The sequence below is a fragment of the Aeromonas sp. Prich7-2 genome (assembly GCF_017939255.1).
GTDB lineage: Bacteria > Pseudomonadota > Gammaproteobacteria > Enterobacterales > Aeromonadaceae > Aeromonas > Aeromonas caviae.
Genome location: NZ_JAGKRI010000117.1, coordinates 34,979 through 61,009, shown reverse-complemented (window position 1 = coordinate 61,009; position 26,031 = coordinate 34,979). Strand labels below are relative to the sequence as shown.

At 62.9% G+C, this 26,031-nt stretch carries 28 protein-coding genes; 20 read left to right on the top strand and 8 right to left on the bottom strand.

Translation table 11 applies throughout. The annotated features are described in order from the left end of the window. Nucleotides 1-132 precede the first annotated feature (132 nt). The 6 genes from hemE to J9892_RS16190 all read left to right on the top strand — a co-directional run bounded on the left by hemE (nt 133) and on the right by J9892_RS16190 (nt 7,222). Complete coding sequence (gene hemE, locus J9892_RS16215; protein ID WP_161470281.1) at nt 133-1,200, top strand: uroporphyrinogen decarboxylase; 1,068 nt, start codon at nt 133-135, stop codon at nt 1,198-1,200. 151 nt (nt 1,201-1,351) lie between these two features. After that, complete coding sequence (locus tag J9892_RS16210; protein WP_161470280.1) at nt 1,352-2,281, top strand: ROK family protein; 930 nt, start codon at nt 1,352-1,354, stop codon at nt 2,279-2,281. Between the two features lie 50 nt (nt 2,282-2,331). Next, nucleotides 2,332-3,342, top strand: coding sequence for an erythrose-4-phosphate dehydrogenase (gene epd / locus J9892_RS16205; RefSeq protein ID WP_041211676.1), 1,011 nt, complete (start codon nt 2,332-2,334; stop codon nt 3,340-3,342). Nucleotides 3,343-3,408: 66 nt separating this feature from the next. After that, nucleotides 3,409-4,572, top strand: a complete 1,164-nt coding sequence (locus J9892_RS16200; RefSeq protein ID WP_010675659.1) for a phosphoglycerate kinase — start codon at nt 3,409-3,411, stop codon at nt 4,570-4,572. Nucleotides 4,573-4,687: 115 nt separating this feature from the next. After that, nucleotides 4,688-5,767 carry a class II fructose-bisphosphate aldolase gene (gene fbaA / locus J9892_RS16195; RefSeq protein ID WP_161470279.1) on the top strand — a complete coding sequence of 360 codons (1,080 nt, stop codon included), beginning with the start codon at nt 4,688-4,690 and terminating at the stop codon, nt 5,765-5,767. A 153-nt stretch (nt 5,768-5,920) separates the two neighbouring features. Next, on the top strand, nt 5,921-7,222 hold the full coding sequence (locus J9892_RS16190; RefSeq protein ID WP_180907045.1) for an FAD-binding oxidoreductase: 1,302 nt from the start codon (nt 5,921-5,923) through the stop codon (nt 7,220-7,222). 18 nt (nt 7,223-7,240) lie between these two features. Here the strand turns inward: J9892_RS16190 and J9892_RS16185 are convergent, their stop codons facing one another. The 3 genes from J9892_RS16185 to cutA all read right to left on the bottom strand — a co-directional run bounded on the left by J9892_RS16185 (nt 7,241) and on the right by cutA (nt 9,883). Then, entirely contained in the window at nt 7,241-7,666 is a 426-nt protein-coding gene (locus J9892_RS16185; RefSeq protein ID WP_124244255.1) for a hypothetical protein, read from the bottom strand. Nucleotides 7,667-7,790: 124 nt separating this feature from the next. Then, nucleotides 7,791-9,569 carry a protein-disulfide reductase DsbD gene (locus tag J9892_RS16180; protein WP_161470277.1) on the bottom strand — a complete coding sequence of 593 codons (1,779 nt, stop codon included), beginning with the start codon at nt 9,567-9,569 and terminating at the stop codon, nt 7,791-7,793. Beyond that, nucleotides 9,566-9,883: a divalent-cation tolerance protein CutA gene (cutA, locus tag J9892_RS16175; protein WP_010675653.1), complete on the bottom strand. Its 318-nt coding sequence runs from the start codon at nt 9,881-9,883 to the stop codon at nt 9,566-9,568. Before cutA ends, J9892_RS16180 begins: the two co-directional genes overlap by 4 nt. Nucleotides 9,884-10,066: 183 nt before the next feature. Between cutA and J9892_RS16170 the strand changes: the two genes are divergently transcribed. Next, nucleotides 10,067-10,408: a hypothetical protein gene (locus tag J9892_RS16170; protein ID WP_010675652.1), complete on the top strand. Its 342-nt coding sequence runs from the start codon at nt 10,067-10,069 to the stop codon at nt 10,406-10,408. A gap of 70 nt (nt 10,409-10,478) precedes the next feature. Here J9892_RS16170 and J9892_RS16165 read toward each other — a convergent pair whose 3' ends face one another. Then, entirely contained in the window at nt 10,479-10,916 is a 438-nt protein-coding gene (locus J9892_RS16165; RefSeq protein WP_210538589.1) for a PACE efflux transporter, read from the bottom strand. 124 nt (nt 10,917-11,040) lie between these two features. On the opposite strand from J9892_RS16165, the gene J9892_RS16160 reads away from it, so the two are divergent. Next, nucleotides 11,041-11,922 (top strand): LysR family transcriptional regulator, encoded by an 882-nt coding sequence (locus tag J9892_RS16160; protein ID WP_010675650.1) that lies wholly within the window; start codon nt 11,041-11,043, stop codon nt 11,920-11,922. Between the two features lie 7 nt (nt 11,923-11,929). On the opposite strand, the gene ygfZ is transcribed toward J9892_RS16160, so the two are convergent. Next, complete coding sequence (gene ygfZ, locus J9892_RS16155; protein WP_052815669.1) at nt 11,930-12,841, bottom strand: tRNA-modifying protein YgfZ; 912 nt, start codon at nt 12,839-12,841, stop codon at nt 11,930-11,932. 113 nt (nt 12,842-12,954) lie between these two features. Between ygfZ and J9892_RS16150 the strand changes: the two genes are divergently transcribed. Then, complete coding sequence (locus tag J9892_RS16150; protein ID WP_041213909.1) at nt 12,955-13,224, top strand: succinate dehydrogenase assembly factor 2; 270 nt, start codon at nt 12,955-12,957, stop codon at nt 13,222-13,224. Nucleotides 13,225-13,282: 58 nt separating this feature from the next. Then, on the top strand, nt 13,283-13,654 hold the full coding sequence (locus tag J9892_RS16145; RefSeq protein ID WP_043154867.1) for a protein YgfX: 372 nt from the start codon (nt 13,283-13,285) through the stop codon (nt 13,652-13,654). Between the two features lie 120 nt (nt 13,655-13,774). Here the strand turns inward: J9892_RS16145 and nadB are convergent, their stop codons facing one another. Then, nucleotides 13,775-15,382, bottom strand: a complete 1,608-nt coding sequence (gene nadB, locus J9892_RS16140) for an L-aspartate oxidase (RefSeq protein WP_048208412.1) — start codon at nt 15,380-15,382, stop codon at nt 13,775-13,777. A 181-nt stretch (nt 15,383-15,563) separates the two neighbouring features. Between nadB and rpoE the strand changes: the two genes are divergently transcribed. The 10 genes from rpoE (at nt 15,564) to pdxJ (ending at nt 24,428) form a co-directional block, all read left to right on the top strand. After that, a complete protein-coding gene (gene rpoE / locus J9892_RS16135; RefSeq protein WP_171865323.1) occupies nt 15,564-16,145 on the top strand; it encodes an RNA polymerase sigma factor RpoE in 582 nt (193 codons plus the stop codon). Between the two features lie 22 nt (nt 16,146-16,167). Next, complete coding sequence (locus tag J9892_RS16130) at nt 16,168-16,755, top strand: RseA family anti-sigma factor (RefSeq protein ID WP_161470275.1); 588 nt, start codon at nt 16,168-16,170, stop codon at nt 16,753-16,755. A gap of 21 nt (nt 16,756-16,776) precedes the next feature. Next, nucleotides 16,777-17,757 carry a MucB/RseB C-terminal domain-containing protein gene (locus tag J9892_RS16125; protein ID WP_010675643.1) on the top strand — a complete coding sequence of 327 codons (981 nt, stop codon included), beginning with the start codon at nt 16,777-16,779 and terminating at the stop codon, nt 17,755-17,757. A gap of 90 nt (nt 17,758-17,847) precedes the next feature. After that, on the top strand, nt 17,848-18,309 hold the full coding sequence (locus tag J9892_RS16120; protein ID WP_200164965.1) for a SoxR reducing system RseC family protein: 462 nt from the start codon (nt 17,848-17,850) through the stop codon (nt 18,307-18,309). Nucleotides 18,310-18,468: 159 nt separating this feature from the next. Continuing rightward, nucleotides 18,469-20,262 (top strand): translation elongation factor 4, encoded by a 1,794-nt coding sequence (lepA, locus tag J9892_RS16115; protein WP_042016225.1) that lies wholly within the window; start codon nt 18,469-18,471, stop codon nt 20,260-20,262. A 3-nt stretch (nt 20,263-20,265) separates the two neighbouring features. Continuing rightward, nucleotides 20,266-21,189 (top strand): signal peptidase I, encoded by a 924-nt coding sequence (lepB, locus tag J9892_RS16110; protein WP_010675640.1) that lies wholly within the window; start codon nt 20,266-20,268, stop codon nt 21,187-21,189. Continuing rightward, complete coding sequence (rnc, locus tag J9892_RS16105; RefSeq protein ID WP_010675639.1) at nt 21,190-21,861, top strand: ribonuclease III; 672 nt, start codon at nt 21,190-21,192, stop codon at nt 21,859-21,861. A 61-nt stretch (nt 21,862-21,922) separates the two neighbouring features. Further along, entirely contained in the window at nt 21,923-22,822 is a 900-nt protein-coding gene (gene era, locus J9892_RS16100) for a GTPase Era (protein ID WP_041211854.1), read from the top strand. Beyond that, nucleotides 22,823-23,533: a DNA repair protein RecO gene (recO, locus tag J9892_RS16095; RefSeq protein WP_039040537.1), complete on the top strand. Its 711-nt coding sequence runs from the start codon at nt 22,823-22,825 to the stop codon at nt 23,531-23,533. Between the two features lie 157 nt (nt 23,534-23,690). Continuing rightward, nucleotides 23,691-24,428 (top strand): pyridoxine 5'-phosphate synthase, encoded by a 738-nt coding sequence (gene pdxJ, locus J9892_RS16090; RefSeq protein WP_010675636.1) that lies wholly within the window; start codon nt 23,691-23,693, stop codon nt 24,426-24,428. 141 nt (nt 24,429-24,569) lie between these two features. Here the strand turns inward: pdxJ and J9892_RS16085 are convergent, their stop codons facing one another. Together J9892_RS16085 and J9892_RS16080 are read right to left on the bottom strand one after the other, a co-directional pair. Then, nucleotides 24,570-25,460 carry an N-acetylmuramoyl-L-alanine amidase gene (locus J9892_RS16085; RefSeq protein WP_161470273.1) on the bottom strand — a complete coding sequence of 297 codons (891 nt, stop codon included), beginning with the start codon at nt 25,458-25,460 and terminating at the stop codon, nt 24,570-24,572. Between the two features lie 32 nt (nt 25,461-25,492). Further along, entirely contained in the window at nt 25,493-25,978 is a 486-nt protein-coding gene (locus tag J9892_RS16080; RefSeq protein ID WP_010675634.1) for a DUF1456 family protein, read from the bottom strand. Between the last annotated feature and the right edge of the window lie 53 nt (nt 25,979-26,031).

The following is a 26,031-nucleotide window of genomic DNA, read 5'->3' as shown; positions in this document are numbered from 1 at the left end:
CGGGGGCGCTTGTATGCGCCCCCTCACATCTTTGCACTCCTGCGGCGATGTGCGGCGTCAGGGTCGCCCTCAGCCTTGCACAAAGTGGTATCATGTCCGCCATTTTATGCGTGACATGACTCAGGAACTGGGATGAAAGAGCTGAAAAACGATCGATACCTGCGTGCCCTGCTGCGCCAGGAAGTGGACATGACCCCGGTATGGATGATGCGTCAGGCTGGCCGTTATCTGCCGGAATACAAGGCGACCCGCGCCGTTGCGGGGGATTTCATGTCCCTGTGTCGCAACGCCGAGCTGGCCTGTGAAGTCACCTTGCAGCCCCTGCGCCGCTATCCACTCGATGCCGCCATCCTCTTCTCCGACATCCTGACCGTGCCCGATGCCATGGGGCTGGGCCTCTACTTCGAACAGGGGGAAGGCCCGCGCTTCGAGCGCCCGATCACCTCCATGGCCGACGTGAAGGCCCTGCCCATCCCGGATCCGGAAGACGAGCTCGGCTACGTGATGAATGCGGTGCGCACCATCCGCCGCGAGCTCAAGGGCGACGTGCCGCTCATCGGCTTCTCCGGCAGCCCCTGGACCCTAGCCACCTACATGGTGGAGGGGGGCAGCTCCAAGGCGTTCACCAAGATCAAGAAGATGATGTATGCAGAGCCGCAGACCCTGCATCTGCTGCTCGACAAGCTGGCCGACAGCGTGATTGCCTACCTCAACGCCCAGATCAGGGCGGGTGCGCAGGCGGTCATGGTATTCGACACCTGGGGCGGCGTGCTCACCCCGCGGGATTACCGCGACTTCTCCCTGCAGTACATGCACAAGATCGTCGATGGCCTGATCCGTGAACATGAGGGCCGCCGTGTGCCGGTCACCCTGTTCACCAAGAACGGCGGCCAGTGGCTGGAGCAGATCGCCGCCACCGGCTGTGATGCCCTGGGGCTGGACTGGACCACCGACATTGCGGACGCCAAACGCCGGGTCGGCGACAAGGTGGCGCTGCAAGGCAACATGGACCCCTCCATGCTCTACGCCACCCCGGAGCGGATCCGCGAAGAGGTCGCCACCATTCTGGCCGGTTTCGGTCATGGCAACGGTCATGTCTTCAACCTGGGCCACGGCATCCATCAGGATGTGGACCCGGAACATGCCGGCGTGTTCGTCAACGCGGTGCATGAACTCTCCGCCCGGTACCACGGTCGCTGAGGGCGGCAAACAGCGTGATGAACGGGGCCTGCGGGCCCCGTTTTGCTGTCCGTGACACAGGGGGCTGCATCCTGGTCGCGGCTCGGGTTACACTGCACCCCCATGTTGGCAGTCGTGGCCGGGATGGGGTCGTTGAGGGGCAGGAGGCTGGATGGAGAAGCGGGCGTGGGATTGGGGCATCGACCTTGGCGGGACCAAGTGCGAGTGCGTGGTGCTCGATGGCGACGAGGTGTTGCTGCGCCACCGCATTCCTACTGAACGGCACGGCGGCTACCAGCACATGCTGGGCCAGATCGCCAAACTGGTGGACGAGTGTGCCGCCAAACTCGGTCAGCGTCCTGCACTCATCGGCATGGGGACGCCGGGGGCCCGGGACCCCCAGACCGGGCTGCTGAAAAACAGCAACACCACCGAGTTCAACGGCAAGCCGCTCAAGGAAGATCTGGAGCGCAGGCTGGGCGTCCCCGTGCTCATCGCCAACGACGCCAACTGTTTCGCCCTGGCGGAAACCCATCTGGGGGCGGTGCGCCAGCATCATTCCTCTGCACGCGTGGTGTTCGGCATCATCATGGGCACCGGAGTCGGGGCCGGCATCGTCATCAACGGCCAGATCCTCAACGGTCACCACGGCATCGCCGGGGAGTGGGGGCACAACGTCCTGTTGCCGGAGGGGCCAGAGTGCTACTGCGGCAAGCGCGGCTGCGTCGAAACCCTCATCAGCGGCCCGGCGCTGGAGGCCTGGTACGAGGCCAGGACCAAACGCCGTCTCTCGCTCGCCCAGATTGCTGCGGCCAGTGCCCATGATCATGTCGCCAGGCTCACCATGGACAGGTTGCACCTGCTGTTCGGCCAGGCCCTCGCCAACGTGATCAATATTCTCGATCCGGACGTCATCGTCATCGGTGGCGGCGTGGGCAATGTGCAGAGCCTCTATCGCGCCGGGCGCGAAACGGTATTGCCCTTCCTGTTCAACCCCCGCTTCGCCACCCCCATGGTAGCGCCGGCTCTGGGGGACAGCGCCGGGGTATTCGGTGCCGCACTGCTGGCCCGCGGCGTCTTTCGCGAGGCACTGCTCTCGTGAGTCGCCCCTTCCTCCCATCCCTTTGTCGCAGCTAAGGACACAACGTTTCCATGATCAAGATTGCCATCAACGGCTATGGCCGCATCGGCCGCAACGTGCTGCGGGCCCTCTACGAGAGCGGCCGCGACAAGACCATCAAGATAGTGGCCATCAACGAGCTGGCGGCCCCCGAGGCCATGGTGCACCTGACCCGCTTTGACACCAGCCACGGCCGGTTCCGCTATCCGGTACAACTGGCGGGCAACAGCATGCAGGTGGGGGAGGATCTCATCGCCCTGTTTGCCGAGCGGGATCCGTCGAACTTGCCGTGGCGGGCGCTGGGGGTGGACGTGGTGCTGGACTGCACCGGGGTGTTCGGCTCCCGGGCCGATGCCGAGCTGCATCTGGGGGCGGGAGCGGGCAAGGTGCTCTTCTCCCATCCGGCGGACGCGGACGTGGACGCCACCATCGTCTACGGGGTCAACCACCAGGTGCTGACCGGGCGGGAGCGGATCGTCTCCAACGCCTCCTGTACCACCAACTGCGTGGTCCCCGTCATCGAAACATTGCATCGAGAATTCGAGATAAATTGTGGTACTATTACGACAATTCATTCGGCCATGCACGATCAGCAAGTCATCGATGCCTATCACGGCGACTTGCGCAGAACCCGGGCAGCCAGCCAGTCCATCATCCCGGTGGACACCAAGCTGGCAAAGGGGTTGGAACGTATCCTTCCCCACTTTGCCGGCAAGTTCGAGGCGATCGCGGTACGGGTACCGACCATCAATGTAACCGCCATGGATCTGAGCATTACTGTTCGTAAAAAAGTGACAGTTAGTGACGTAAATCAAGCCCTGCAACGGGCATCCAGAGGTACATTACACGGTATTCTGGACTACACGGAAGAGCCACTGGTCTCCGTAGACTTTAATCATGATGCACACTCCTGCATCATTGATGGTACCCAGACCCGGGTCAGCGATGCCAACCTCGTCAAGATGTTGATGTGGTGCGATAACGAATGGGGCTTCGCCAACCGCATGCTGGATACCACCCGGGCCATGATGGCCGCAGGCTGAGAGTCTGCACCGGGCGCAAGGTTACTGTTTTTTTAACATTACCTGAAAATATATAGAGGACTGAATATGTCTGTTATCAAGATGACCGACCTGGATCTGGCGGGCAAACGCGTTCTGATCCGTGCTGACCTGAACGTGCCGGTAAAAGACGGCAAGGTCACTTCCGATGCACGTATCGTTGCGACTCTGCCGACCATCAAGCTGGCTCTGGAAAAGGGCGCCAAGCTGATGATCACCTCCCACCTGGGTCGTCCGACCGAGGGTGAATACAACGAAGAATTCTCCCTGGCTCCGGTTGTCAACTATCTGAAAGACGCACTGTCCTGCCCGGTTCGTCTGGCCAAAGACTACCTGGATGGCGTAGACGTCGCCGCCGGTGAGCTGGTTGTGCTGGAAAACTGCCGCTTCAACAAAGGCGAGAAGAAGAACACCATCGATCTGGCCAAAAAATACGCCGCCCTGTGTGACGTCTTTGTAATGGATGCGTTCGGTACTGCTCACCGCGCCGAAGGTTCTACCTACGGTGTGGCCCAGTTCGCGCCGGTTGCCTGTGCAGGCCCCCTGCTGGCCGGTGAACTGGAAGCCCTGGGCAAAGCCATGCTCAAGCCCGAGCGCCCCATGGTTGCCATCGTTGGCGGCTCCAAGGTATCCACCAAGCTGACCGTGCTGGAATCCCTCTCCAAGATCGCTGACCAGCTGGTGGTCGGTGGTGGCATCGCCAACACCTTCATCGCTGCTGCCGGTCACAACGTCGGCAAGTCCCTGTGCGAGCACGACCTGATCGACACCGCCAAGAAACTGGCTGCCGAAACCAACATCCCGGTGACCACCGACGTGGTTGTGGGTAGCGAATTCTCCGAATCCACCCCGGCCACCATCAAGTCCGTGTCCGACGTGACTGACGGCGACATGATCTTCGACATCGGTCCGGATTCCGCCAAGGCCCTAGCCGACATCATCATGAACGCCAAGACCATCCTGTGGAACGGCCCGGTCGGCGTGTTCGAGTTCGACCAGTTCGCTGAAGGCACCAAGGTGATCGCCGAAGCCATCGCCGCTTCCCCGGCCTTCTCCATCGCTGGCGGTGGTGACACCCTGGCTGCCATCGACAAGTTCGGCATCGCCGACAAGGTCTCCTACATCTCCACCGGCGGCGGCGCCTTCCTGGAGTTCGTAGAAGGCAAGGTACTGCCGGCTGTCGCGATTCTCGAAGAGCGCGCCAAAGCCTAATTGACCCGGGACGGGGGGCAAAAGCCTCCCGTTTCGTTTATCATGTGGCCGCTGTGCCGGTTCATGATGAACCCCCCACTTTTTATTAACGGCATACGAGACAGGACGATTAAACATGTCTAAGAAAATTTTCGACTTCGTAAAACCCGGCGTGATCACTGGTGATGACGTTCAGAAAGTGTTCGCCATCGCCAAGGAAAACGGCTTCGCTCTGCCGGCCGTCAACTGCGTCGGTACCGACTCCGTGAACGCCGTGCTGGAAGCTGCTGCCAAGGTCAAAGCCCCGGTTATCGTACAGTTCTCCAACGGTGGTGCCGTGTTCACCGCCGGCAAGGGTCTGAAGCTGGAAGGCCAGCAAGCTGCCATCCTGGGTGCCATCTCCGGTGCCAAGCACGTGCACTCCGTTGCCGAAGCCTACGGTGTGCCGGTGATCCTGCACACCGACCACGCCGCCAAGAAGCTGCTGCCGTGGATCGACGGTCTGCTGGACGCGGGCGAGAAGCACTTTGCCGAAACCGGCAAGCCGCTGTTCTCCTCCCACATGCTGGATCTGTCCGAAGAGTCTCTGGAAGAGAACATCGACATCTGCTGCGAGTACCTGACCCGCATGGCCAAGATGAACATGACTCTGGAGCTGGAACTGGGCTGCACCGGCGGTGAAGAAGACGGCGTGGACAACAGCCACCTGGACCAATCCTCCCTGTACACCCAGCCGGAAGACGTGGCCTACGCCTACGAGCGTCTGTCCAAGATCAGCCCGCGCTTCACCATCGCTGCCTCCTTCGGCAACGTGCACGGTGTGTACAAGCCGGGTAACGTCAAGCTGACTCCGAAGATCCTGGACAACTCCCAGAAGTACGTCTCCGAGAAGTTCGGTCTGCCTGCCAAGTCCCTGGACTTCGTGTTCCACGGTGGCTCCGGCTCTACCCTGGAAGAGATCCGCGAATCCATCTCCTACGGCGTGGTGAAGATGAACATCGACACCGACACCCAGTGGGCGACCTGGGAAGGCGTGCTGAACTTCTACAAGTCCAACGAAGCCTACCTGCAAGGCCAGCTGGGCAACCCAGAAGGTGCCGACAAGCCGAACAAGAAGTTCTACGATCCGCGCGTATGGCTGCGTGCCGGTCAGACTTCCATGATCGCGCGTCTGGAGAAGGCCTTCTCCGACCTGAATGCCATCGACGTACTGTAATTCGCAGCACCTTGATTGCATGAAAAGGCGCCCTTCGGGGCGCCTTTTGCATTTCTGTGATCCTGACGGGCTGGATTGGGGATGGGGGGCTGGGTATTATCGATGACACCCGTTTAATTTAGTAAACGAATGCAACCAGGCAGGATGCTGAGCATGCAGACAGGAAGACAGGGACATCAGGAACACACGGCCTCCTATTACGCGGCCACTCGCAACGACCATCGGCAGTGGCCCGAGCTCAGTGGTGAGCTGGATGCGGACGTCTGCGTCATTGGTGGCGGTTTCACCGGCCTCAACACCGCCATCAACCTGGCCGATGCCGGTTACAAGGTGGTGTTGCTGGAGGCCAACCGTATCGGCTGGGGAGCGTCGGGGCGCAACGGCGGCCAGCTGATCCGCGGCATCGGCCACGATACCAGCCAGTTCGCCCGCTGGATTGGCGAGGTGGGCGTGCGGGAGCTGGATCTGATGGGGATCGAAGCGGTGCAGCTGGTGCGCGAGCGGGTCGAGCGTTTCAATATCGAGTGCGATCTCACCTGGGGCTATTGCGATCTCGCCACCAAGGCGCGTCACCTGAAGGGGTTCGAGGAGGATGCCGAGCACCTGGCGAGCCTGGGTTATCGGCACGCACTGAAAATGGTGGCGCGGGAGGAGATGCACACCGTGGTCGGGTCGGATCGCTATATCGGCGGGATGATCGACATGGGCTCCGGTCACCTGCATCCTCTCAACCTTGCCCTCGGCGAAGCGCGTGCGGCAGCCAGTCTCGGGGTCTCCCTGTTCGAACACTCAAGGGTGATCCACATCGATTACGGCGAGCGGGTCGAGGTGACCACGGCCCACGGCCGGGTCAGCGCGGACTACCTGGTGATCGGCTGCAACGCTTACCTGGGCGACCTCCAGCCCGATCTCGGGGGCAAGGTGCTGCCGGCGGGCTCCTACATTCTCGCCACCCAGGTGCTGGAGAAGCGCCTGCGCCAACGCTTGCTGCCACAGAACATGGCGGTGTGCGATCAGAACGTGGCGCTCGACTACTATCGGCTGTCGGCGGACGGTCGCCTGCTGTTTGGCGGGGCCTGCAACTATTCGGGCCGTGACCCCCGCGATATCAAGGCCTTCATGCTGCCCAAGCTGCTGCGGGTCTTCCCCGAGCTCGCGGGTACCGCCATCGAGTTCCAGTGGGGGGGCATGATAGGCATAGGCGCCAACCGGCTGCCCCAGATAGGCCGCCTCGAGCAGCATCCCAACGTCTTCTATGCCCAGGCCTATTCGGGCCATGGCCTCAATGCCACCCACATGGCGGGCAAGCTGGTGGCGGAGGCGATCAAGGGGGAGAGCCGGGGCTTCGATCTCTTCAGCCGCGTCCCTCACATGACCTTCCCGGGTGGCCCGGCGTTGCGCTCTCCGTTGCTGGCGCTCGGGATGCTCTGGTATCGGCTGAAGGATCTGCTCTAAGGGGAGGGGGGCTCGGGATTATCCCTGCTGGGTCGCGTCTGGCTCGGCCAGGCGCCAGCCCTGCTCCGTCTTCATCATCCAGACCTGGGTCTCCTGCGCCAGGGCCTGGCCTGCCTCGAAGTCGCCATATTTGCGCTCGAGCTCCATCAGCCCCATCTCCTGCTGGAAGGGGCCGACCCTGTCATAGACGAGATCCTCGTCGTGCAGCACCTGCAACTGATCCAGTCCCTGCTTGAAGTGGAGCTGGTAGCTCACCTTGACCAGATAGACCCCCTCCATCCGCTCCTCCTTGCCGAGCACGGCGAAGTCGCTGATCTCGAACAGGGCGGGATCCGTGTCGGCCTGCAACCTGGCGGTGACCTGGCTCTGGATGGTCTCTTCACCGGGACCTGCGTTGCAGCCATAAAGCCAGAGGGCCAGCAGGGGGATGAACCACTTTTTCATCAAAACTCCGGACGAACGAGACGGGAAAGCGCAAATATTGCCACGGCGTCGGTCATATACAAGGGATTGCCGGAAAAATGGCGGTCAAACCGGGGGCCCACACGGTTGCACGGGCCACCCGGTATCAGGGCAGCTTGTCCAGCTGGCCGAGAAATTCGACAGGCCCCATGAAGCCGGTCACCCGCTGGCCGTTCACCTCGTTGCCATCGCGATCGAAGAAGATGAGGGTCGGCAATCCCAGCACGTTGAGGCCGTTGAGCAGATCCACGTCGGCGTCGTCGTTGGCGGTGACGTCCGCCTGCAGCAGCACCATCTCGCTGAAGCGCGCCTGCACATCGGGGTCGCTGAAGGTCTTGTGCTCGAACTCCTTGCAGGCCACGCACCAGTCGGCGTAGAGATCCAGCAGCACCGGCTTGCCGCGGGCGGCGGCAAGCTGCACCTTGAGATCGTCCAGGGTCTTGATGCGAATGAAGCGGGGGGCCTGGGTCTGGGCGGCGGCATTGGCCCCCTCGGGTGGCAGCAGCAGATCCTTGCCCACCACCACAAGGCCCATCATCGCCAGCAGCAGGACGAAGCCGCCGAGGCTCTTGCCCACCGAATGGGCGCGATGCTGGTTGTGGTGATAGAGATAACCGCACAGCACCAGCCCCCAGCCGAGCCAGAGCAGGGTGGCCATCTGATCGCTCAGGAGCCTTGAGAGCAGCAGGATGGGTACCGCCAGCAGCGCAAAACCGAAGAGTTGCTTGATCACATCCATCCAGGCGCCGGCCCTGGGCAGCAGCTTGCCGCCAGAGGTGCCGAGCAAGAGCAGCGGCAGCCCCATGCCCAAGGAGAGGGCATAGAGGGCCGCACCGCCGAGCCAGAGGTCGCCACTCTGGGCCACGTAGATAAGCGCCCCCGAGAGCGGCGCCGTGGTGCAGGGGGAGCAGACCAGTCCCGAGATCATGCCCATGATGGCGACGCCGGCCACGGATCCGCCCTGCTGGCGGTTGGAGAAGCCCGAGAGACGGGTTTGCAGGCTGCTCGGCAGTTGCAGGGTGTAGAGCCCGAACATGGAGAGGGCGAGCAGCACGAACATCACCGAGAGGCCGATGAGCACATAGGGGTGCTGAAGGGCCGCTTGGAATTGCAGGCCCGCCGAGGCGACGACGAGTCCGAGCAGGGTATAGGTGACCGCCATCCCCTGCACATAGACGAAGGAGAGCAGGAAGGCGCGACGGGTGGAGAGGCGATGCCCGGCCCCGGCGATGATCCCGGTCAGGATGGGATACATGGGGAAGACGCAGGGGGTGAAGGCGAGGCCGAGACCCAGGGCGAAGAAGGCGGCGACGCTGATCCAGAACCCCTGGCTGCCGAGGGCGGCCGCCAGCCTGTCCTGCTGGCTGCCCGGCACGTCGGTGCCCTGAAGGGGGGCCGCCGCTTCCGCCCGGGCGGGGGCGGCGAGGGGCTCGACGGCGATCCGCTTGTCGGTCGGTGGGTAGCAGAGTCCCTCGGTGCAGCCCTGGTAACTCAGGGTGAGGCTGGCCGCGTCCCCGACCCGGGTCAGCGCCACGGGGATCTGCACCTCCTGGTAATAGACCCGGCTCTTGCCGAAGAAGTCATCCTCGTGCTCGGTGCCGGGGGGCAGGACGGGCTCGTCAAAGGCGAGGTTCTCTCCCTTCACACGGATGCTGTGGCGATAGAGGTAGTAGCCGTCGGCGATGCGTATCCGGAGCAGCAGCCGATCACCCTGTTGTTCGCTCTCGAGGGCGAAGGCCTGATCCACCTTGAGGAATCTGGGCTGGGTCTCGATGCCGAGGCTGCCGAGCAGATCCTGGCTGCTGGCCCGGGCGGGGGCCGTCGTCAGGACGCAGAGCAGGCCCAGCAGCATCAGCAGGAAGGAGAGGGGGCGAGAGGCGGTCATGAGGTCTCCTGTGTCAACCAGTCGAGATAGGCAGGGTGGCCCTGGCTTGCCGGGAGCGCCAGGATCTCCGGTACCTCGTAGGGATGGTGGGCGAGAATGCACTGGCGCAGGGGCTCGAACAGAGCGGCCCGACTCTTGATGACGAGCTGGATCTCCCGGGTTCGTTCCGTCTTGCCCTGCCAGCGATAGACGGAGGTGACCCCGGGCAGCTGGTTGATGCAGGCGGCGAGGCGCTGGTCGAGCAGTTGCTCGCAGAGGCGGTCTGCACTGGTCTCGTCGGGGCAGGTGCAGAGCACCAGAATGGCGTCGGTCATAGGGATGGACGGTCTCGGCAACGGGGCGCACGGGCCCCCTGGATCAGCCGTTACTATACCGGGCCGGGGGGCAAATAGCACCCGGCCCCCCGCACCCGGAATAAGTCATGCGCCCGAGATGGACGCTGTGAAAAGGACAGGGCAGAATGAGCGGGCTTGTTCCAATTCTACGTAAGGAAATGTATGACCCAACAGAATGAGCAGCAGAGAAACCGCATGTTGAGCCTGTTGCGTGAAGGGGAGCGCCGCATGCTGGTGCAACTGGCCGGTCTGCTGCGTACCAGTGTCGACGAGATCAATGCGGAGCTGGAAAAAGAGGAGCTGTTGTCGGCGTTGGAGCAACCCATCACGGTGGAGTACCTCAACGGCGTGGTGCAGCATCATCTGTTCGAGCGCCTGCACAAGGGGGACATGGTGGCGGCCCAGCGCATGCTGAACCAGTACCAGAGCGACCTCGAAGCCATGATGCGCCAGGAAACTAGGCAGGATGACACCCCGCCGGAAGAGGTCAAGGCCCAGGCCTGACCCCGCGAGGCCCTCTTCAGCACCATCATGCCATCGCATGATGGTGCCTCGCCCTTACCCCTCGAATCGCTTATCCCAGCGCCTTCTGCACCTGTCCCATGGGAATGGGGAACACCTTGTCGTAGCTCCAGTTGTAGACGAAGGCATAGACCAGGTAGAAGAGCACGAAGCCCATATCCAGCACCAGCGCCTCCAGCAGGCCGATGTCGAGCCACCAGGACATCACCGGCAGGGCCACGATCAGCAGGCCCCCCTCGAACCCCAGGGTGTGCAGCACACGCTTCCACAGCGCCTTGTGGGTGTGGCCCTGATAGCGCAGCAGCAGCTTGTCCACCCCGATGTTGTAGACATAGTTCCAGACGGTGGCGACCACCGAGAAGAACAGGGCCAGGGGGCCCATGTGGTTGAGCCCGACGTCGGTCACCCAGCTGGCCAGCGGGGCGGCGATCAGCAGGCCAATCAATTCGAAGCCGATGGCGTGGCGCAGGCGGTCACGGGTCGTACGCATGGTCTGTCTCTCTCTTTGGTCAGGGAATGGCGGCAATGTATCGCCAAAACCGGATAGATTCACGTTGGTATCTATCGCTAAAATAGATAGATGTGACGACACAACAGCACGGCGGAGCAGGCTCATGACCCCTTCACTGGAACACTTCAAGGCATTGCTGGCGACGGCCGAGACCGGGTCGTTCTCGGCGGCGGCGCGCAGGCTGGGCAAGGCTCAGTCGGTGGTGAGTGCCGCCATCGCCAACCTGGAGATCGATCTCGGCCTTGCGCTGTTCGATCGCAGCGGCCGCTATCCCGTGCTGACCGAGGCGGGGGCCCGCATCTGTCAGGAGGCGGGGGTGCTGCTGGCCCAGAGCGAGCGATTGCAGGCCATCGCCGGCGAGCTGGCCAACGGTGTCGAGTCGCGCCTCACCCTGGCCATCGACGATGACTCCCACCTGCCCTGGCTTGGTTCCCTGCTGGAGGAGTTCGCCAGCCGCTACCCGGCGGTGGAGCTGGAGCTGTTGTTCCCGCTGATGGAGGACGTGACCGAGCTGCTCAAGAGCGGCCGTGCCCAGCTCGGCATCAGCTATCAGAAGGCGCACCCCGAGCGGGAGCTGGTCTCCCGCTCCCTGGGGACGGTCACCATGCCCCTGGTGGTCTCTCCGGATCACCCCCTGGCCCACAAGACACCGTTGAAGGAGAGCGACCTGCAAGGAGCTCGCCAGTTGATGGTGACCGGACGGCGGGAGGGGACGGAGCGCCATCGCTTCCGCCTCTCGGCGCAAGTGTGGTGGGTGGAGGGGGATCTCGGGATCCTGGAGCTGGTGAAACTGGGGCTGGGATGGGCGGCGGTGCCCGAGTTTCTGCTGCACCGGCCCCTGGCGCGGGGGGAGCTGGTGGTGCTCAAGCCGGACTTCATCGCCGAGGCGGAACTGGCGCTGGAGTTGCAGTGGTATCGCGCCCGCCCGCTCGGGCAGGCGGGGCGCTGGCTGCAGGAGGCACTGCTGGCGCGGGTGCCTCGCTAGGGGGGCTTCAGTCGATCAACGCATAGGGCAGGGGTTGCAGACCGAGGCTGGAGCCCTCTTCCAGCTTGAGGCGGAAGCGGGCGTCGGCCTCGGTATCCTTGGGCAGCACGGCGGTGAGCCACACCTGACCCTGCTGCTGCCAGGCGTTGAGCACCAGACCGCTGCGGCGCCAGTTGTCACCGAGCTGGATCTCCAGGGTGTCACCGCTGGCTACCTGCGTTGCGGCAGTGCCGCTCAGCACGAAGAGGGCGCGGTTGTTGGCGCCGCGATACTTGGCGCGCGCCACCGTCTCCTGCCCCATGTAGCAGCCCTTGTTGAAGCTGATGCCATCAAGGGCTTGCAGGTTCAGCATCTGGGGGATGTATTCCCCCTGATGGACCGCTTCCAGATGGGGGAGACCGGCTTTGATTTCCAGCCCCCACCAGAGTCCTTCGTCGCCCACCGGCAGGTTCAGGGCCAGCGAAGATGTGCTCGCCAGCAGCCAGCGGTCCGCCTCCACCCTGACTGCCATGCCGCCCTCCACCAGGCCGGTGCCGGTCAGCGCGAAGTGCTGTGCCATCCAGTCGTCCGTCCCCTGACCGGCCAGTCCGGTCAGGCTGCCCTGAAACTCGCCGATCTCGACCTTGGCAAAGATCGCAAACTTCTTGAGTTCCGGCAGCTGGCGGGCCAGCACCGAGGGCTTGGTCAGCATCAGCAGGCTGTCTTCCAGGCAGAGCAGGCGAAAATCGCTCCACAGCTTGCCCTTGGGATCGCAGTGGCCGCCGAGGGTGCTCTGGCCCGGTTGCAGGGCGTTGACGTCGCAGGTGACCTGACCTTGCAGATACTTGGCGCGATCCGGGCCGCCGAGGCGGGTGATGGCCAGGTTGGTCAGGGAAAACAGGGTCGGCTCGGCAGGAAGAAGAGGGGTCGGCAGGCTCACGATGGGATTCCAGAGACAGAAAGTATGTGACCTGCATGGTAAAGACGTAAGGAATGTTTGTCAGCCGGAAAATCCTGCTGCTACCATTCCCCGGTCTTTGTAAGGAGAGTTCCATGTTGAACCCAAGTGAGAAGTCCCGCCTGAAGTGGGCCTGCCGTCGCGGCATGCTCGAGCTGGATGTGATCTTTATGCCCTTCTTTGAGCACGAGTTCGATGGCCTCGGCGAGGCCGAACAGCGCACCTTCATCCGCCTGCTGGAGTGCGAGGATCCCGAGCTGTTCCGCTGGTGCATGGGTCACGGCGTGCCCGAGGATCCCGATTTTGCCGCCATGATCCCCCTGATCCTCGAGCGCAACCAGGCCCGCCACGACAGCCTGCGCTGAGCCCGACTCGCGACCGCCACCCCTCATGGCCAGCCTCGCGTCTCCCCAGCGGGTAGTGATGCCCGTGATCGCCTCCCGCCAGCAGCGTCTGCTGCTGTGCATCCTGTTTCTGTTGCTGCTCTTGCCCGTCGCCAGCCTGATCCAGGGCTGGCAATGGGGGCTGTTCCTCCCTGTCTGGGGGCTGAGTCTGTGGCGCGCGTTGCGCCGCCATCCGGCGGCGAGCGGCGTGCTCGTCTGGGATGGGGAGTGGCTCGAGTGGCAAGGGGCGCGCCATCGGCTGGATCCCCGCAGCCGCATCCTGCCCGGGGTGCTCTGGTTGCGGCTGAAGACGGTGGAGGGCTCCGAGGGGCAGCTCTGGCTCTTCTCCGATGCCCTGGCCCCTGCACACTACCGCGCCCTGGCCCGCGCCATCCACCTCGCTGTCCGCTAGGGGCGTCTCTCTCTACCTGCCACATCTGCCGCTCATAGCAGATGACCCCGCCTGGGCGGGGTCATCTGGGGGAGGGCATACGCCCGAATCGAACGCAACGACCTTATTCCTGATCCGGCGTCATTCCCGATCCGGGGTCAGCACGGTCGGCTTGGAGTCCGGCTGCATGTCCGGATAATCCAGGTTGTAGTGCAGACCGCGAGACTCCTTGCGCTCCAGGGCGCAGTTGACGATGAGCTCGGCCACCTGCAACAGGTTGCGCAGCTCCAGCAGGTTGTTGGAGACCCGGAAGTTGGCGTAGTACTCCTGCACCTCCTGCTTGAGCAGATCGATGCGACGCTTGGCCCGGGCCAGGCGCTTGTTGGTGCGCACTATGCCCACGTAGTCCCACATCATCAGTCGCAGTTCGTGCCAGTTGTGCTGGATCACCACCTGCTCGTCCGAGTCATCCACCTGGCTCTCGTCCCAGGCCGGCAGACTGGGGGGCGCCACGCTGGTGGGCAGCTTGGCCAGGATGTCGGCTCCCGCCTGATGGGCATAGACCACGCATTCGAGCAGGGAGTTGGAGGCCATGCGATTGGCGCCGTGCAACCCGGTATAGGTCACCTCGCCGATGGCATAGAGGCCGGGGATGTCGGTCTGGCCGTTGTTGTCGATCATCACGCCGCCACAGGTGTAGTGGGCCGCCGGGACGATGGGCATCGCCTCCTTGGTGATGTCGATACCGACCGCGAGGCAGCGCTCATAAATGGTCGGGAAGTGCTTGATGATGAAATCCGCCGGCTTGTGGCTGATGTCCAGATACATGCAATCCGCCCCGAGGCGCTTCATCTCGTGGTCGATGGCGCGGGCGACGATGTCCCGCGGGGCCAGCTCGGCCCGCTCGTCAAACTCCGGCATGAAGCGGCTGCCGTCCGGGCGGCGCAGATAGGCCCCCTCGCCACGCAGGGCCTCGGTCAGCAGGAAGTTGGGGTCGTCCGGGTGGAACAGGCTGGTGGGGTGGAACTGGTTGAACTCCAGGTTCGCCACCCGGCAGCCGGCGCGCCATGCCATGGCGATTCCGTCGCCAGAGCTTACATCGGGGTTGGAGGTGTACTGGTACACCTTGGAGGCACCACCGGTGGCCAGCGCCACGAAGCGGGCGCGGATCACCTCGACCTGCTCGGCGTTGCGATTCCAGACATAGGCTCCCAGTACCTTGTTGCCCGGCAGACCCAGCTTGCGGGTGGTGATGAGATCGACCGCGTTGAAGCGCTCCATCAGCTGGATGTTGGGGTGGGCGCGCACCTGGTCGATCAGGGTGAGCTGCACCGCCTTGCCGGTGGCGTCGGCCGCGTGGAAGATGCGGCGATGGCTGTGGCCCCCTTCCCGGGTCAGGTGATAGTGGGATTCCCCCTCGGCATCCTCTTCCTGATCGAAGGGGACTCCCTGCTGAATGAGCCACTGGATGGAGTCGCGGGCGTTGCGGGCGGTGAACTCCACCACTGCCGGGTCGCACAACCCGGCGCCGGCGTTGAGCGTGTCGCTCACGTGGGATTCGATGCTGTCGGTCTCGTCGAACACGGCAGCGATGCCTCCTTGCGCATAGAGAGTGGCCCCCTCACTGATGGGCCCCTTGCTCAGAACCAGGACTTTGGCCTGGTCTGCCAATCGCAACGCGAGGGACAGACCGGCGGCACCGCTGCCAATGATGAGTACGTCGCAAAGGTATTCAACACTTGCTTTCATAAGTATCATTGGCCTGGATTAAGAACTGGCCCCATGGTAGCCCAAGGGGGGTTGTGATGCAGCCCGCATCACATTTTTTTCAATGCAAGCGAACTTTCCCTGATTCCTCCTGTCTGAACTTGTGCGCTTAGAAGGGGCCGGAAAAGAAAAACGATAACCTGATGGGGGTTTTACGGCTCTGATGAGCGACCAGAATCTACTGGACGAACAGCTGGTTGAACGGGTCCAGCGTGGCGATAAAAATGCATTCAACCTGTTGGTACGCAAGTACCAGCACAAGGTGGTCAACCTGGTGGCCAGGTATGTCAACAATCCGGGCGATGTACCGGATGTGGCGCAGGAGGCATTCATCAAGGCCTACCGTGCGTTACCGACATTCCGTGGCGAGAGCGCGTTTTACACCTGGTTGTACCGGATTTCCGTCAACACGGCCAAAAACTACCTGACGTCACAGGGGCGCAGACCGCCCAGCAGTGATGTCGAAGCGGACGAGGCTGAATATTATGGTGGTGGTGAAGCCCTGCAAGAGGTGGCCACCCCGGAAAACCTGGCGCTGACCGACGAGATCAAGCGTACCGTGTTTACCGCCATAGAAGCCTTGCCAGAAGATTTGAGAACGGCGATCACCCTTCGTGAAATGGAAGGGCTGAGCTACGAGGAGATTGCGGAGATCATGGATTGTCCGGTGGGTACGGTGAGATCCCGCATCTTCCGGGCGAGGGAAGCAATCGATAAAAAGCTGCAACCTCTGATCGAGCATTAACTGGGGAAAGACAGGCAAACTTATGGCAAATAAAGAGCAACTTTCAGCCCTGATGGATGGCGACCTTAGCGAAATCGAGGTACTGAACGAGCTGGGAACGGATCCCGCTCTGCAGGATACCTGGTCGCGTTACCATCTGATCGGTGATGCCATGCGGGGTGACCTGCCGGTCAATCTGCAACTGGATCTCAGCGACAGCATCATGCTGGCGCTGGAGGATGAACCCACCATACTGGCGCCCAAGCCGGCACAGCCTGCTGCGCCCCAGGTGCAGCCCGCCGGCAAGGTGATCCCCTTCGTTCGCCGCTTTGGCCAGCAAGTGGGGCAGTATGCCATTGCCGCCTCCGTGGCTGCCGCCGTCATCTTCGGCGTGCAGCAGTACCAGGGCAAGGATGGTGTGCCGACCAGCCCGGTGCTCAATACCATACCCGTGGGTGGCAGTGCTGCGCCGGTGAGCGTGCACTATCCCCAGGATGGCAGCCGGACCGGTGTGCGTCAGCAAGGTCTGAGCGAGCAGCAGATGCAGGAGCAGCGCGAGCGCATCAATGCCTTCCTGCGCGACCATCAACTGCAACAGCGTCTGCTGCAAGACAAGCAGATTCAGGAATAACGCATTTTTAGGGATCAGATCGTGCGCCAGTCCAGCCGTATCCTGCTGGCCTCTCTCCTGTTGATTTGTGCCAAGGCCTCGGCCGACGATCTGTCGGCCGAGGCCTTGTTGCAGCAGATGCAGAGTGCCGTTTCGCAACAAAACTTCGAATTGTCCATGGTCAAGGCCCGCCAGGGGCGCCTCGAGCCTATCCGTTTCAGCCACGGGATCATCGATGGCAAGGAGGTGGCTCACCTGAGCTATCTCGACGGCAAGGCCGTGGAGTTCCTGCAACGCCAGAACGAATACACCTTCTTCGAAAACACCCATGAACCCTACACCCTCAAGGGGGCGCGTTTCCCCGGGGTCTGGTCGAGCCTGGTGAGGATGCCGCTGCCCCGGGTGATGGAGAGCTATGACCCCGTGCTGGCGGGCCGCAGCCGGGTGGCCGGCCTGGTGGCACAAGTGGTGCGGCTGGTGCCCAAGGAGGCGGACAAGTACGGCTTCGTGCTCTGGATTGACGAACAGAGCCATCTGCTGCTGCGGGTGGACATGGTGGATCGAGAGGGCAATCTGGTGGAGCAGGTGCTGGGGGTGGATCTGGACAGGCAATCTGCGCCGGCCCCCTGGCTGGTCACCCTGGCACGCAGCAAGCTGCCGGATGCGCTGGCGCTGGAAGATGCCTATCCCGCTCCCCAGCAGACCCTCAACTGGCACCTGACCTGGTTGCCCGATGGCTTCAAGGTGCTCTCTCAGGATCGGCATCAGCTGGTCAGCACCAGTCTGCCGGTGGATTACATGATGCTCTCCGACGGGCTGGTGGATCTCTCCGTCTACGTCTCCCGGGTCGATCCCAAGCAGGCGGTGCGCCAGCAGTTGATTCGCCAGGGGGCCACCTCGCTAGTGAGCTTCGTCAACGAGGTCGGGGTGGAGATCACCGTGGTGGGCGAGGTGCCCGCCGAAACCGCCAAGCGCATCGCCGAGGCAGTGCAGCCACTGGCCCGCAACGAGGCGGTGCAGTGAGTCTTTGCCGTGAGACTTGCCCTGAGGGTGCCTCCGTGCTGAGATCCGGAGCATCCACCGTCCCCTGTGAGGAGTCATCAGGTGAGTAACATGAGTGAAGAGCTGGCCACAGTAGTGGCCATCGACGGCAATCACGCCTGGGTGGAGTGCGAGCGGCGATCTGCCTGCAGCGGTTGCCACCAACAATCCAGCTGCGGGACCGGCACCGTCGCCAAGGCCTTTCCCATGAAGGCGCAGCGGCTGCGGGTCGCCCTCACCGGCGATGTGGCGGTGGGCCAGCAGATCCGCCTGGGCATCCCTCAGGCCAGCATCCTGCGCGGTGCGGCCCTGGTGTACGTACTGCCGCTCTTCTGTCTGCTGCTGGGCGCCCTGCTCGGCCAGCTCTGGCTGGTGCCGCTCTTGTCGGCGGGAGAGGGGGTGACCATCCTCTGCTGTCTGCTGGGCGGCGCCATCGGATTTTTACTGGTTCGTTACTTTTCTGACCGGCTCGAGCAGGGGGAATACGGTCCCCGCATGCTCGGGGTGGTGCTCAATACCCGTCATTTCTCTTGAGGGGCCGGGTCTGGCGGAGGGCATCCAGGTGCCCAACGCCCGCCAGACAAGGCGCTATTTGTGGGGCCCGCCGACTAAAGATTGGCCGTCGACCGGGTTATCCAGTAAAATCCTGCCCTCATATCCGACCCTAACTTAATTTTGAGTGATTCTTGCTCGATGAAACACATTCGTAACTTTTCGATTATTGCGCACATCGACCACGGTAAGTCGACCCTGTCGGACCGTTTGATCCAGACTTGCGGCGGCCTGTCCGATCGCGAGATGCAGGCCCAGGTGCTGGACTCCATGGATCTGGAGCGCGAGCGCGGCATTACCATCAAGGCACAGAGTGTGACCCTGAACTACCAGGCACAAGACGGTAACACCTATCAGCTGAACTTTATCGACACCCCGGGCCACGTGGATTTCTCCTACGAGGTTTCTCGCTCCCTGGCTGCCTGTGAAGGGGCACTGCTGGTGGTGGATGCCGGTCAGGGGGTTGAGGCACAGACTCTGGCCAACTGCTACACCGCCATGGAAATGGAGCTGGAAGTGGTGCCGGTGCTGAACAAGATTGACCTGCCGGCCGCAGAGCCCGAGCGGGTTGCCGAGGAGATCGAGGACATCGTCGGCATCGATGCGGTGGACGCGGTGCGCTGCTCCGCCAAGACCGGCCTCGGTGTCGATCTGGTGCTGGAAGAGATCGTCGCCAAGATCCCGTCCCCGGAAGGGGATCCGGAGGCGCCGCTGCAGGCGCTGATCATCGACTCCTGGTTCGACTCCTACCTCGGGGTCGTGTCGCTCGTGCGGATCAAGAACGGTTCCCTGAAGAAGAACGACAAGATCAAGGTGATGAGCACCGGTCAGGTGTGGGGTGTGGATCGCATCGGTATCTTCACGCCGAAGCAGGTGGACACCGACGGCCTGGGTTGTGGCGAGGTAGGTTGGGTCGTCTGCGGCATCAAGGACATCCACGGTGCGCCGGTGGGGGATACCCTGACCCTGGCCAAGCACGGTGCCGAGAAGGCGCTGGCCGGCTTCAAGAAGGTGAAGCCCCAGGTTTATGCGGGCCTGTTCCCCATCTCCAGCGATGACTACGAGTCCTTCCGCGATGCGCTGGAGAAGCTCTCCCTCAACGACGCCTCCCTGTTCTACGAACCGGAGAGCTCCACGGCGCTGGGCTTCGGCTTCCGCTGCGGCTTCCTCGGGATGCTGCACATGGAGATCATCCAGGAGCGTCTGGAGCGTGAATACGACCTGGATCTCATCACCACAGCGCCAACCGTGGTCTACGAGATCGAGCTGAACGATGGCTCCACCATCCACATCGACAGCCCGGCCCAGATGCCCGCCATCAACAACATCAAGGAGATGCGCGAGCCCATCGCCGAGTGCCACATCCTGCTGCCGCAGGAGTACATGGGCAACGTCATCACCCTCTGCATCGAGAAGCGCGGCGTACAGACCAACATGGTCTACCACGGCAAGCAGGTGGCGCTGACCTACGAGATCCCGATGGCGGAAGTGGTGCTCGACTTCTTCGACCGTCTGAAGTCCACCAGTCGCGGCTACGCCTCCCTGGACTACGGCTTCAAGCGTTTCGAAACCTCCGACATGGTCCGTCTGGACATCATGATCAACGGCGAGCGGGTCGACGCCCTGGCCATCATCACCCACAAGGAGAACGCCCAGTATCGCGGTCGCCAGGTGGTGGAGAAGATGCGCGAGCTGATCCCGCGCCAGATGTTCGACATCGCCATTCAGGCCGCCATCGGCAACCAGATCATCGCCCGCAGCACCGTCAAGGCATTGCGTAAAGACGTCACCGCCAAGTGCTACGGTGGTGACGTGAGCCGGAAGAAGAAGCTGCTGAACAAGCAGAAAGAAGGCAAGAAGCGGATGAAGTCCCTGGGCCGTGTGGACGTGCCGCAAGAGGCCTTCCTCGCCATTCTCCACGTCGGAAAGGATTAATCGATGGCAAGCACCTTTTCCCTGATCCTCGTCGTCGTCACCCTGCTGACCGGCATCATCTGGACGCTCGACAAGCTGGTCTGGGCCAAGCAGCGGGCGGCCAAGATTGCCGCCGCCCGTGCCAATGCCGGTCCGGATGTGGACGAGAAGACACTGGCCAAGGTGGCCCCCATGCCGGTCTGGATTGAACAGACCGGCGGGGTTTTCCCGGTGATCGCGCTGGTGCTGATCCTGCGCTCCTTCATCTTCGAGCCGTTCCAGATCCCGTCCGGCTCCATGATGCCGACCCTGCTGGTGGGCGACTTCATCCTGGTGGAGAAGTTTGCCTACGGCCTCAAGGACCCGGTGACCAACACCAAGTTCCTCGAGACCGGCGAGCCGAAGCGCGGTGATGTGGTGGTCTTCAAGTATCCGCTGGATACCCGGGTGGACTACATCAAACGGGTGGTCGGCATGCCCGGCGATCGGGTCATCTATCGCAACAAGGAGCTGATGATCCGGCCCAAGTGCGATGAGCAGGAAGGGAAAACGTGCCCCGGCTTCCAGAAGCTGGACGTCAAGTTCGAGCAGCGCGGCGAGTTCAGCCAGATGGGGATCCCGCTGGATCGCTACACCGAACAGTTGGGCGATGTCTCCCACGAGACCTTGCGCAACCCGCTGATGCCGGACTTGGTGGACCGCTACTATCGCCAGCCCGGCACCTACCCCGACGAGTGGGTAGTGCCGGAAGGCCACTATTTCGTGATGGGTGACAACCGCGACAACAGCACCGACAGCCGTTTCTGGGGTTTCGTGCCCGAGCAGAACCTGGTGGGCAAGGCGGTCGCCATCTGGATCAGTTTCGAATTCGAGCGCGAGGAAGGGTCCAGCTTGCCGAGCTGGGTGCCGACCGGTGTGCGCTTCAACCGCATTGGCGGAATCAAGTAAATGAATATCAAGATGAACAGACTGCAGTCCCGTCTCGGGCATGTCTTTCAGGATCCTGAGCTGCTGACCCGAGCACTGACCCATCGCAGCGCAGGGTCCCGTCACAACGAGCGCCTGGAATTTCTGGGGGACTCCATCCTGAGTCTGGTGATTGCCGATGACCTCTTCCACCGCTTCCCGCAGGCGGCGGAAGGGGATCTCAGCCGGATGCGCGCCACCCTGGTGCGCGAGAAGACGCTGGCCGAGCTGGGCCGGGAATTCGACCTCGGGGATCACCTGATCCTGGGGCCGGGGGAGCTGAAAAGCGGCGGTTTTCGCCGCGAGTCCATCCTGGCCGACACCGTCGAGGCGGTGATCGGCGCCATCTATCTGGACACGGATCTGGAGCGGGTGCGCAGCCTCCTGCTCGGCTGGTATGCCAGCCGCCTTGGCGAGATCAAGCCCGGGATCGAACAGAAGGATCCCAAGACCCGTCTGCAAGAGATCCTGCAGGGAAGCCGCAAATCCCTGCCGACCTACACGGTGACCAACGTCAAGGGCGAGGCCCACAACCAGGAGTTCACCGTCCAGTGCGAAGTGGATGGGCTGGATGGCCCCCTGGTCGGGATCGGCTCCAGCCGCCGCAAGGCCGAACAGGCCGCGGCGCAGCAAGCACTGGAACGGCTGTCATGAGCACCATGACGGATCCGGCACTGTGCGCTCTTTTCACTCCATCAGCATTGGGAACGCGGTCATGACAGATACCACTTATTGCGGCTTTGTCGCCATCGTGGGCCGCCCCAACGTGGGCAAGTCCACCCTGCTCAACAAGTTGCTCGGCCAGAAGGTCAGCATCACCTCGAAGAAGCCCCAGACTACCCGTCACCGGATCCTGGGGATCGACACCGAGGAGAACCATCAGACCATCTATGTGGATACCCCGGGTCTGCACATCGAGGAGAAGCGGGCCATCAACCGCCTGATGAACCGCGCCGCCACCAGTTCCCTGGGGGACGTGGCCATGGTGGTGTTCGTGGTGGACGGCACCCACTGGACCAAGGATGACGAGATGGTGCTGGGCAAGCTGCGCCACCTCAAGTGCCCCGTGGTGCTGGCGGTCAACAAGATCGACAACGTCAAGGAGAAAGAGGATCTGCTGCCGCACCTCGAGTGGCTGGGTCAGCAGATGAACTTTGCCCACATCCTGCCCATCAGCGCCGAGAAGGGCACCAACGTGGAGAAGATCCGCGAGTGGGCCAAGGATCTGCTGCCGGAGAACGTCCACTTCTTCCCGGAAGATTACGTGACCGACCGTTCTTCCCGCTTCATGGCCTCCGAGATCATCCGCGAGAAGCTGATGCGCTTCACCGGTGAGGAGCTGCCCTATTCGGTGACGGTGGAGATCGAGCGCTTCAAGGTGGAGGAGACCGGTCTCTACCACATCCACGGGCTCATCCTGGTGGAGCGCGAAGGCCAGAAAAAGATGGTCATCGGCAACAAGGGCGAGAAGATCAAGACCATCGGCACAGAGGCGCGCATCGACATGGAACGGCTGTTCCAGAACAAGGTGCATCTCGAGCTGTGGGTCAAGGTCAAGTCCGGCTGGGCCGACGACGAGCGGGCCCTGCGCAGCCTCGGGTATGGCGACGACTGATTGCTGACCCCGGCTTTCGTCATCCACAGTCGGCCCTATCGGGAGACCAGCCAGCTGGTCGAGGTCTTCACCCAGGATAGCGGTCGATTCACCCTGGTGGCTCGCGGTTCCCGCGGGCCACGCTCCTCTCTGAAGGGGCTGCTTCAGCCCTTCACCCTGCTCACCATTGCCTGGCGCGGCAAGGGGGATCTCAAGAACCTCACCCAGGTGGAGTGCCCGGATCACTCGTTGCGCCTCGGCGGGGATCGTCTCTTCTACGGCCTCTATCTCAACGAGCTGGTCTACTACCTGCTGGAAGCGCACACCCCCTTCCCCGAGGTGTTCGACGCCTATGCCCGTGCCATCATGGCCCTGGCGGACGGCGAGACCCCGGAGCTGCCCCTGCGCCGCTTCGAGTTCCTGCTGCTGCAGGCCCTGGGCTACGCGGTGGACTTCGAATATGCCGCGGACGACGACTCCCCCATCGACCCCACCCTGCTCTACGGCTTCGAGCGGGAGCTCGGCTTTGTCGCTTGCGAGCGGGCGCCGGATCCCCGTACCCTGTTCCTCGGCGCCCACCTGCTGGCCTTCGCCGAGGGGCGTTTTGACACGCCTCCCTTGCTGCAGGCGGCCAAGCGTTTCAGCCGACTGGCGCTGCAGCCCTATCTCGGCAAGCGTCAACTGAAGAGCAGGGAGCTCTTTTTGAAGCGAAAAGGCAGTGTTTCAAGCTGATTTTTATTATCTGGTGATGTTTTGTGTTTATGACATCGCCTTTCATGAACAATAATGCTGTCGCCGCGACCAGAACCGGCCTGCGGCGGCACATGGACAGAGGAGCGGGCTCCACCCGCTCCGGCATTCACAGATGACCTGTATCAAGGAGTAAGCAATGAGCGAGATCTACCTGGGTGTGAACATCGACCATATCGCCACCCTGCGCAACGCCCGCGGCACCCAGTATCCGGATCCGGTACAGGCCGCCTTCGTGGCCGAGCAGGCCGGTGCCGATGGCATCACGGTCCACCTGCGGGAAGATCGCCGCCACATCACCGACCGGGACGTGGAGATCCTGCGCCAGACCATCCAGACCAGGATGAACCTGGAGATGGCGGTGACCGAGGAGATGATCGGCATCGCCTGCCGCATCAAGCCCCACTTCGTCTGCCTGGTGCCGGAGAAGCGCACCGAGGTGACCACCGAGGGTGGTCTGGACGTGGCGGGCCAGCTGGACAAGGTGACCGATGCGGTGACCCGCCTGGCCGCCGTGGGCGCCCAGGTGTCGCTCTTCATCGATGCGGATCCGTTGCAGATCGATGCGGCCGCCGCGAGCGGTGCTCCCTTCATCGAGATCCACACCGGCCGCTACGCCGATGCCACCACGGATGCCGAGCGCAACGCCGAGTTCAAGCGCATCGCAGCCGGAGCTTCCTACGCCGCTGGCAAGGGCTTGAAGGTCAATGCGGGCCACGGCCTGCACTACCACAACGTCAAGGCCATCGCCGCGATCCCCGAGCTCTATGAGCTCAACATCGGTCATGCCATCATCGGTCGCGCCGCCTTCGACGGTCTGGCCAAGGCGGTCAGCGACATGCGTGCGCTGATGCAGGAAGCCCGTCAGGGGATCTGATGCCGCTTCGCAGGTATGAAAACCACAAGGGACGCTTCGGCGTCCCTTGTGGTTTTCAGGAGTGGAAGGCGGGGTGAACCCCGTGCTCATCTGGCATGGGGCCGGGCATCCGTGTGCAGAGGGCGAAAGGGAAGGGGCGTCTCAGCCTGGTTCCGGGAAGTAGCGCTCCAGCAGGGCGGTGAGGATGGCCTGGCACTCGGCATCCGGCTCGCCGGTGACCAGGGCGGGGCGAAAGTGAAGCTGGAAGGCGCGCAGGACGGCGCGACTCTGCTCATCCCAGGCGCCGTGCTGGGGGAGGCCGTAGCCGTAACGGGCAAGCTGCTGCTGCCATTGCAGCGCATCCCAGGGGATGAGCTGCGTCTGGCGCAGCTCGGCCACCCGGGCCTCGTCGGGCCAGGCGCCGACACCGTAGCGCAGGGCGAGCTCGCGCCAGGGGAACCGGGGGCCGGGATCCTGCTTGCGCTCGGGGGCGACGTCGCTGTGGGCCAGCACCTGGGTGGGGGGGATCTGGTAGCGTTCGACCAGATCCCGGGCGAGGGCGCCGAGGGCGGCGATCTGGGCAGGAGGATAGGGTTGCCAGTGTCTCAGATGGGCGGGCAGGGCCGCGTCTTTCTCGTCATACCCGAGATTCACTATCTCGATGCCGAGCGAACTGGCGTTGAGCCCGGCGTAGTGATGCCAGCGACTGCGTCCGGCGTGCCAGGCCCGCTGGCTGTCGGGCACCAGCTGGTAGACCGGGAACGGTTGCTCGTCGGTGTCGCGGGGGATCAGGTAGTGGGCGCTCACCTTGTGCTCCGGTTCGGTCAGCAGGCGTAGGGAGCGGGCATCCTCTTCATCCGTGTAGTGCAGGATGAGAAAGGCGATGCGTTCGTTCTGGCTGGCGCTCTGATGATCCTGGTTGAGACGATAGGGCGCAGGCTGGCAGGCGCCGAGCAGCAGGATGAGGGGCAGTGACCAGCGCCAGCGCGCCGCGAACCGGCACGCGCCGCCGCTCGCCGACGGGCGTGGAGTCAGCAGGCGGCGCCAGCCCATGGTCTAGCCTCGCACCTGGCCGGAGGCGGTCATCAGGGCCCGGGCCTGTATTTGGCGGTGAGGCCAATCAGGAAGTTGCGCAGGATCTGATCCCCGCAATCCTGATAGTGCTTGTGATCCCTGGCACGGAACAGGGCGCTCAGCTCGGACTTGGAGAGGTTGAAGTTCGCGAGCTTGAGGGTGCCCAGCATCTCCTCTTCCTTGTAGTTGAGGCCGATGCGCAGCTTGCGCAGGATCAGGTTGTTGTTGATCCGGTTCGGGATCACCTGGGGCGGGGCATCTTCCCGCACACCGCGGCGCAGGGCGATGAAGCCGTCGAGGAACTGGCTCAGTGCCGAGTCCGGGCAGGCGGCGAAGCCCGCTTCCTGTGCCTCGCCCTCTTCGGCCTCTTTCATCAGCCAGCCGTGCAACTGGGCATGGGTGATGGCCAGATTGCCCTTGGCAAAGATCTCGACCATCTGGTCGTTACTGATGCTGAGGGCATAGCGCAGGCGGCGCAGAATATCGTTGTTGGTCATGTTGACTCCTGTGGAAACGGCGCAGATGTTACCACCTGCCGCCTGTCCAGTCA

Excerpts from the sequence above, each read along its gene's own strand:
- hemE (WP_161470281.1), top strand. The coding sequence starts at position 133 with ATGAAAGAGCTGAAAAACGATCGATACCTGCGTGCCCTGCTGCGCCAG.
- J9892_RS16210 (WP_161470280.1), top strand. The coding sequence starts at position 1,352 with ATGGAGAAGCGGGCGTGGGATTGGGGCATCGACCTTGGCGGGACCAAG.
- epd (WP_041211676.1), top strand. The coding sequence starts at position 2,332 with ATGATCAAGATTGCCATCAACGGCTATGGCCGCATCGGCCGCAACGTG.
- J9892_RS16200 (WP_010675659.1), top strand. The coding sequence starts at position 3,409 with ATGTCTGTTATCAAGATGACCGACCTGGATCTGGCGGGCAAACGCGTT.
- fbaA (WP_161470279.1), top strand. The coding sequence starts at position 4,688 with ATGTCTAAGAAAATTTTCGACTTCGTAAAACCCGGCGTGATCACTGGT.
- J9892_RS16190 (WP_180907045.1), top strand. The coding sequence starts at position 5,921 with ATGCAGACAGGAAGACAGGGACATCAGGAACACACGGCCTCCTATTAC.
- J9892_RS16185 (WP_124244255.1), bottom strand. The coding sequence starts at position 7,666 with ATGAAAAAGTGGTTCATCCCCCTGCTGGCCCTCTGGCTTTATGGCTGC.
- J9892_RS16180 (WP_161470277.1), bottom strand. The coding sequence starts at position 9,569 with ATGACCGCCTCTCGCCCCCTCTCCTTCCTGCTGATGCTGCTGGGCCTG.
- cutA (WP_010675653.1), bottom strand. The coding sequence starts at position 9,883 with ATGACCGACGCCATTCTGGTGCTCTGCACCTGCCCCGACGAGACCAGT.
- J9892_RS16170 (WP_010675652.1), top strand. The coding sequence starts at position 10,067 with ATGACCCAACAGAATGAGCAGCAGAGAAACCGCATGTTGAGCCTGTTG.
- J9892_RS16165 (WP_210538589.1), bottom strand. The coding sequence starts at position 10,916 with ATGCGTACGACCCGTGACCGCCTGCGCCACGCCATCGGCTTCGAATTG.
- J9892_RS16160 (WP_010675650.1), top strand. The coding sequence starts at position 11,041 with ATGACCCCTTCACTGGAACACTTCAAGGCATTGCTGGCGACGGCCGAG.
- J9892_RS16150 (WP_041213909.1), top strand. The coding sequence starts at position 12,955 with ATGTTGAACCCAAGTGAGAAGTCCCGCCTGAAGTGGGCCTGCCGTCGC.
- J9892_RS16145 (WP_043154867.1), top strand. The coding sequence starts at position 13,283 with ATGCCCGTGATCGCCTCCCGCCAGCAGCGTCTGCTGCTGTGCATCCTG.
- nadB (WP_048208412.1), bottom strand. The coding sequence starts at position 15,382 with ATGAAAGCAAGTGTTGAATACCTTTGCGACGTACTCATCATTGGCAGC.
- rpoE (WP_171865323.1), top strand. The coding sequence starts at position 15,564 with ATGAGCGACCAGAATCTACTGGACGAACAGCTGGTTGAACGGGTCCAG.
- J9892_RS16130 (WP_161470275.1), top strand. The coding sequence starts at position 16,168 with ATGGCAAATAAAGAGCAACTTTCAGCCCTGATGGATGGCGACCTTAGC.
- J9892_RS16120 (WP_200164965.1), top strand. The coding sequence starts at position 17,848 with ATGAGTGAAGAGCTGGCCACAGTAGTGGCCATCGACGGCAATCACGCC.
- lepA (WP_042016225.1), top strand. The coding sequence starts at position 18,469 with ATGAAACACATTCGTAACTTTTCGATTATTGCGCACATCGACCACGGT.
- lepB (WP_010675640.1), top strand. The coding sequence starts at position 20,266 with ATGGCAAGCACCTTTTCCCTGATCCTCGTCGTCGTCACCCTGCTGACC.
- rnc (WP_010675639.1), top strand. The coding sequence starts at position 21,190 with ATGAATATCAAGATGAACAGACTGCAGTCCCGTCTCGGGCATGTCTTT.
- era (WP_041211854.1), top strand. The coding sequence starts at position 21,923 with ATGACAGATACCACTTATTGCGGCTTTGTCGCCATCGTGGGCCGCCCC.
- pdxJ (WP_010675636.1), top strand. The coding sequence starts at position 23,691 with ATGAGCGAGATCTACCTGGGTGTGAACATCGACCATATCGCCACCCTG.
- J9892_RS16085 (WP_161470273.1), bottom strand. The coding sequence starts at position 25,460 with ATGGGCTGGCGCCGCCTGCTGACTCCACGCCCGTCGGCGAGCGGCGGC.
- J9892_RS16080 (WP_010675634.1), bottom strand. The coding sequence starts at position 25,978 with ATGACCAACAACGATATTCTGCGCCGCCTGCGCTATGCCCTCAGCATC.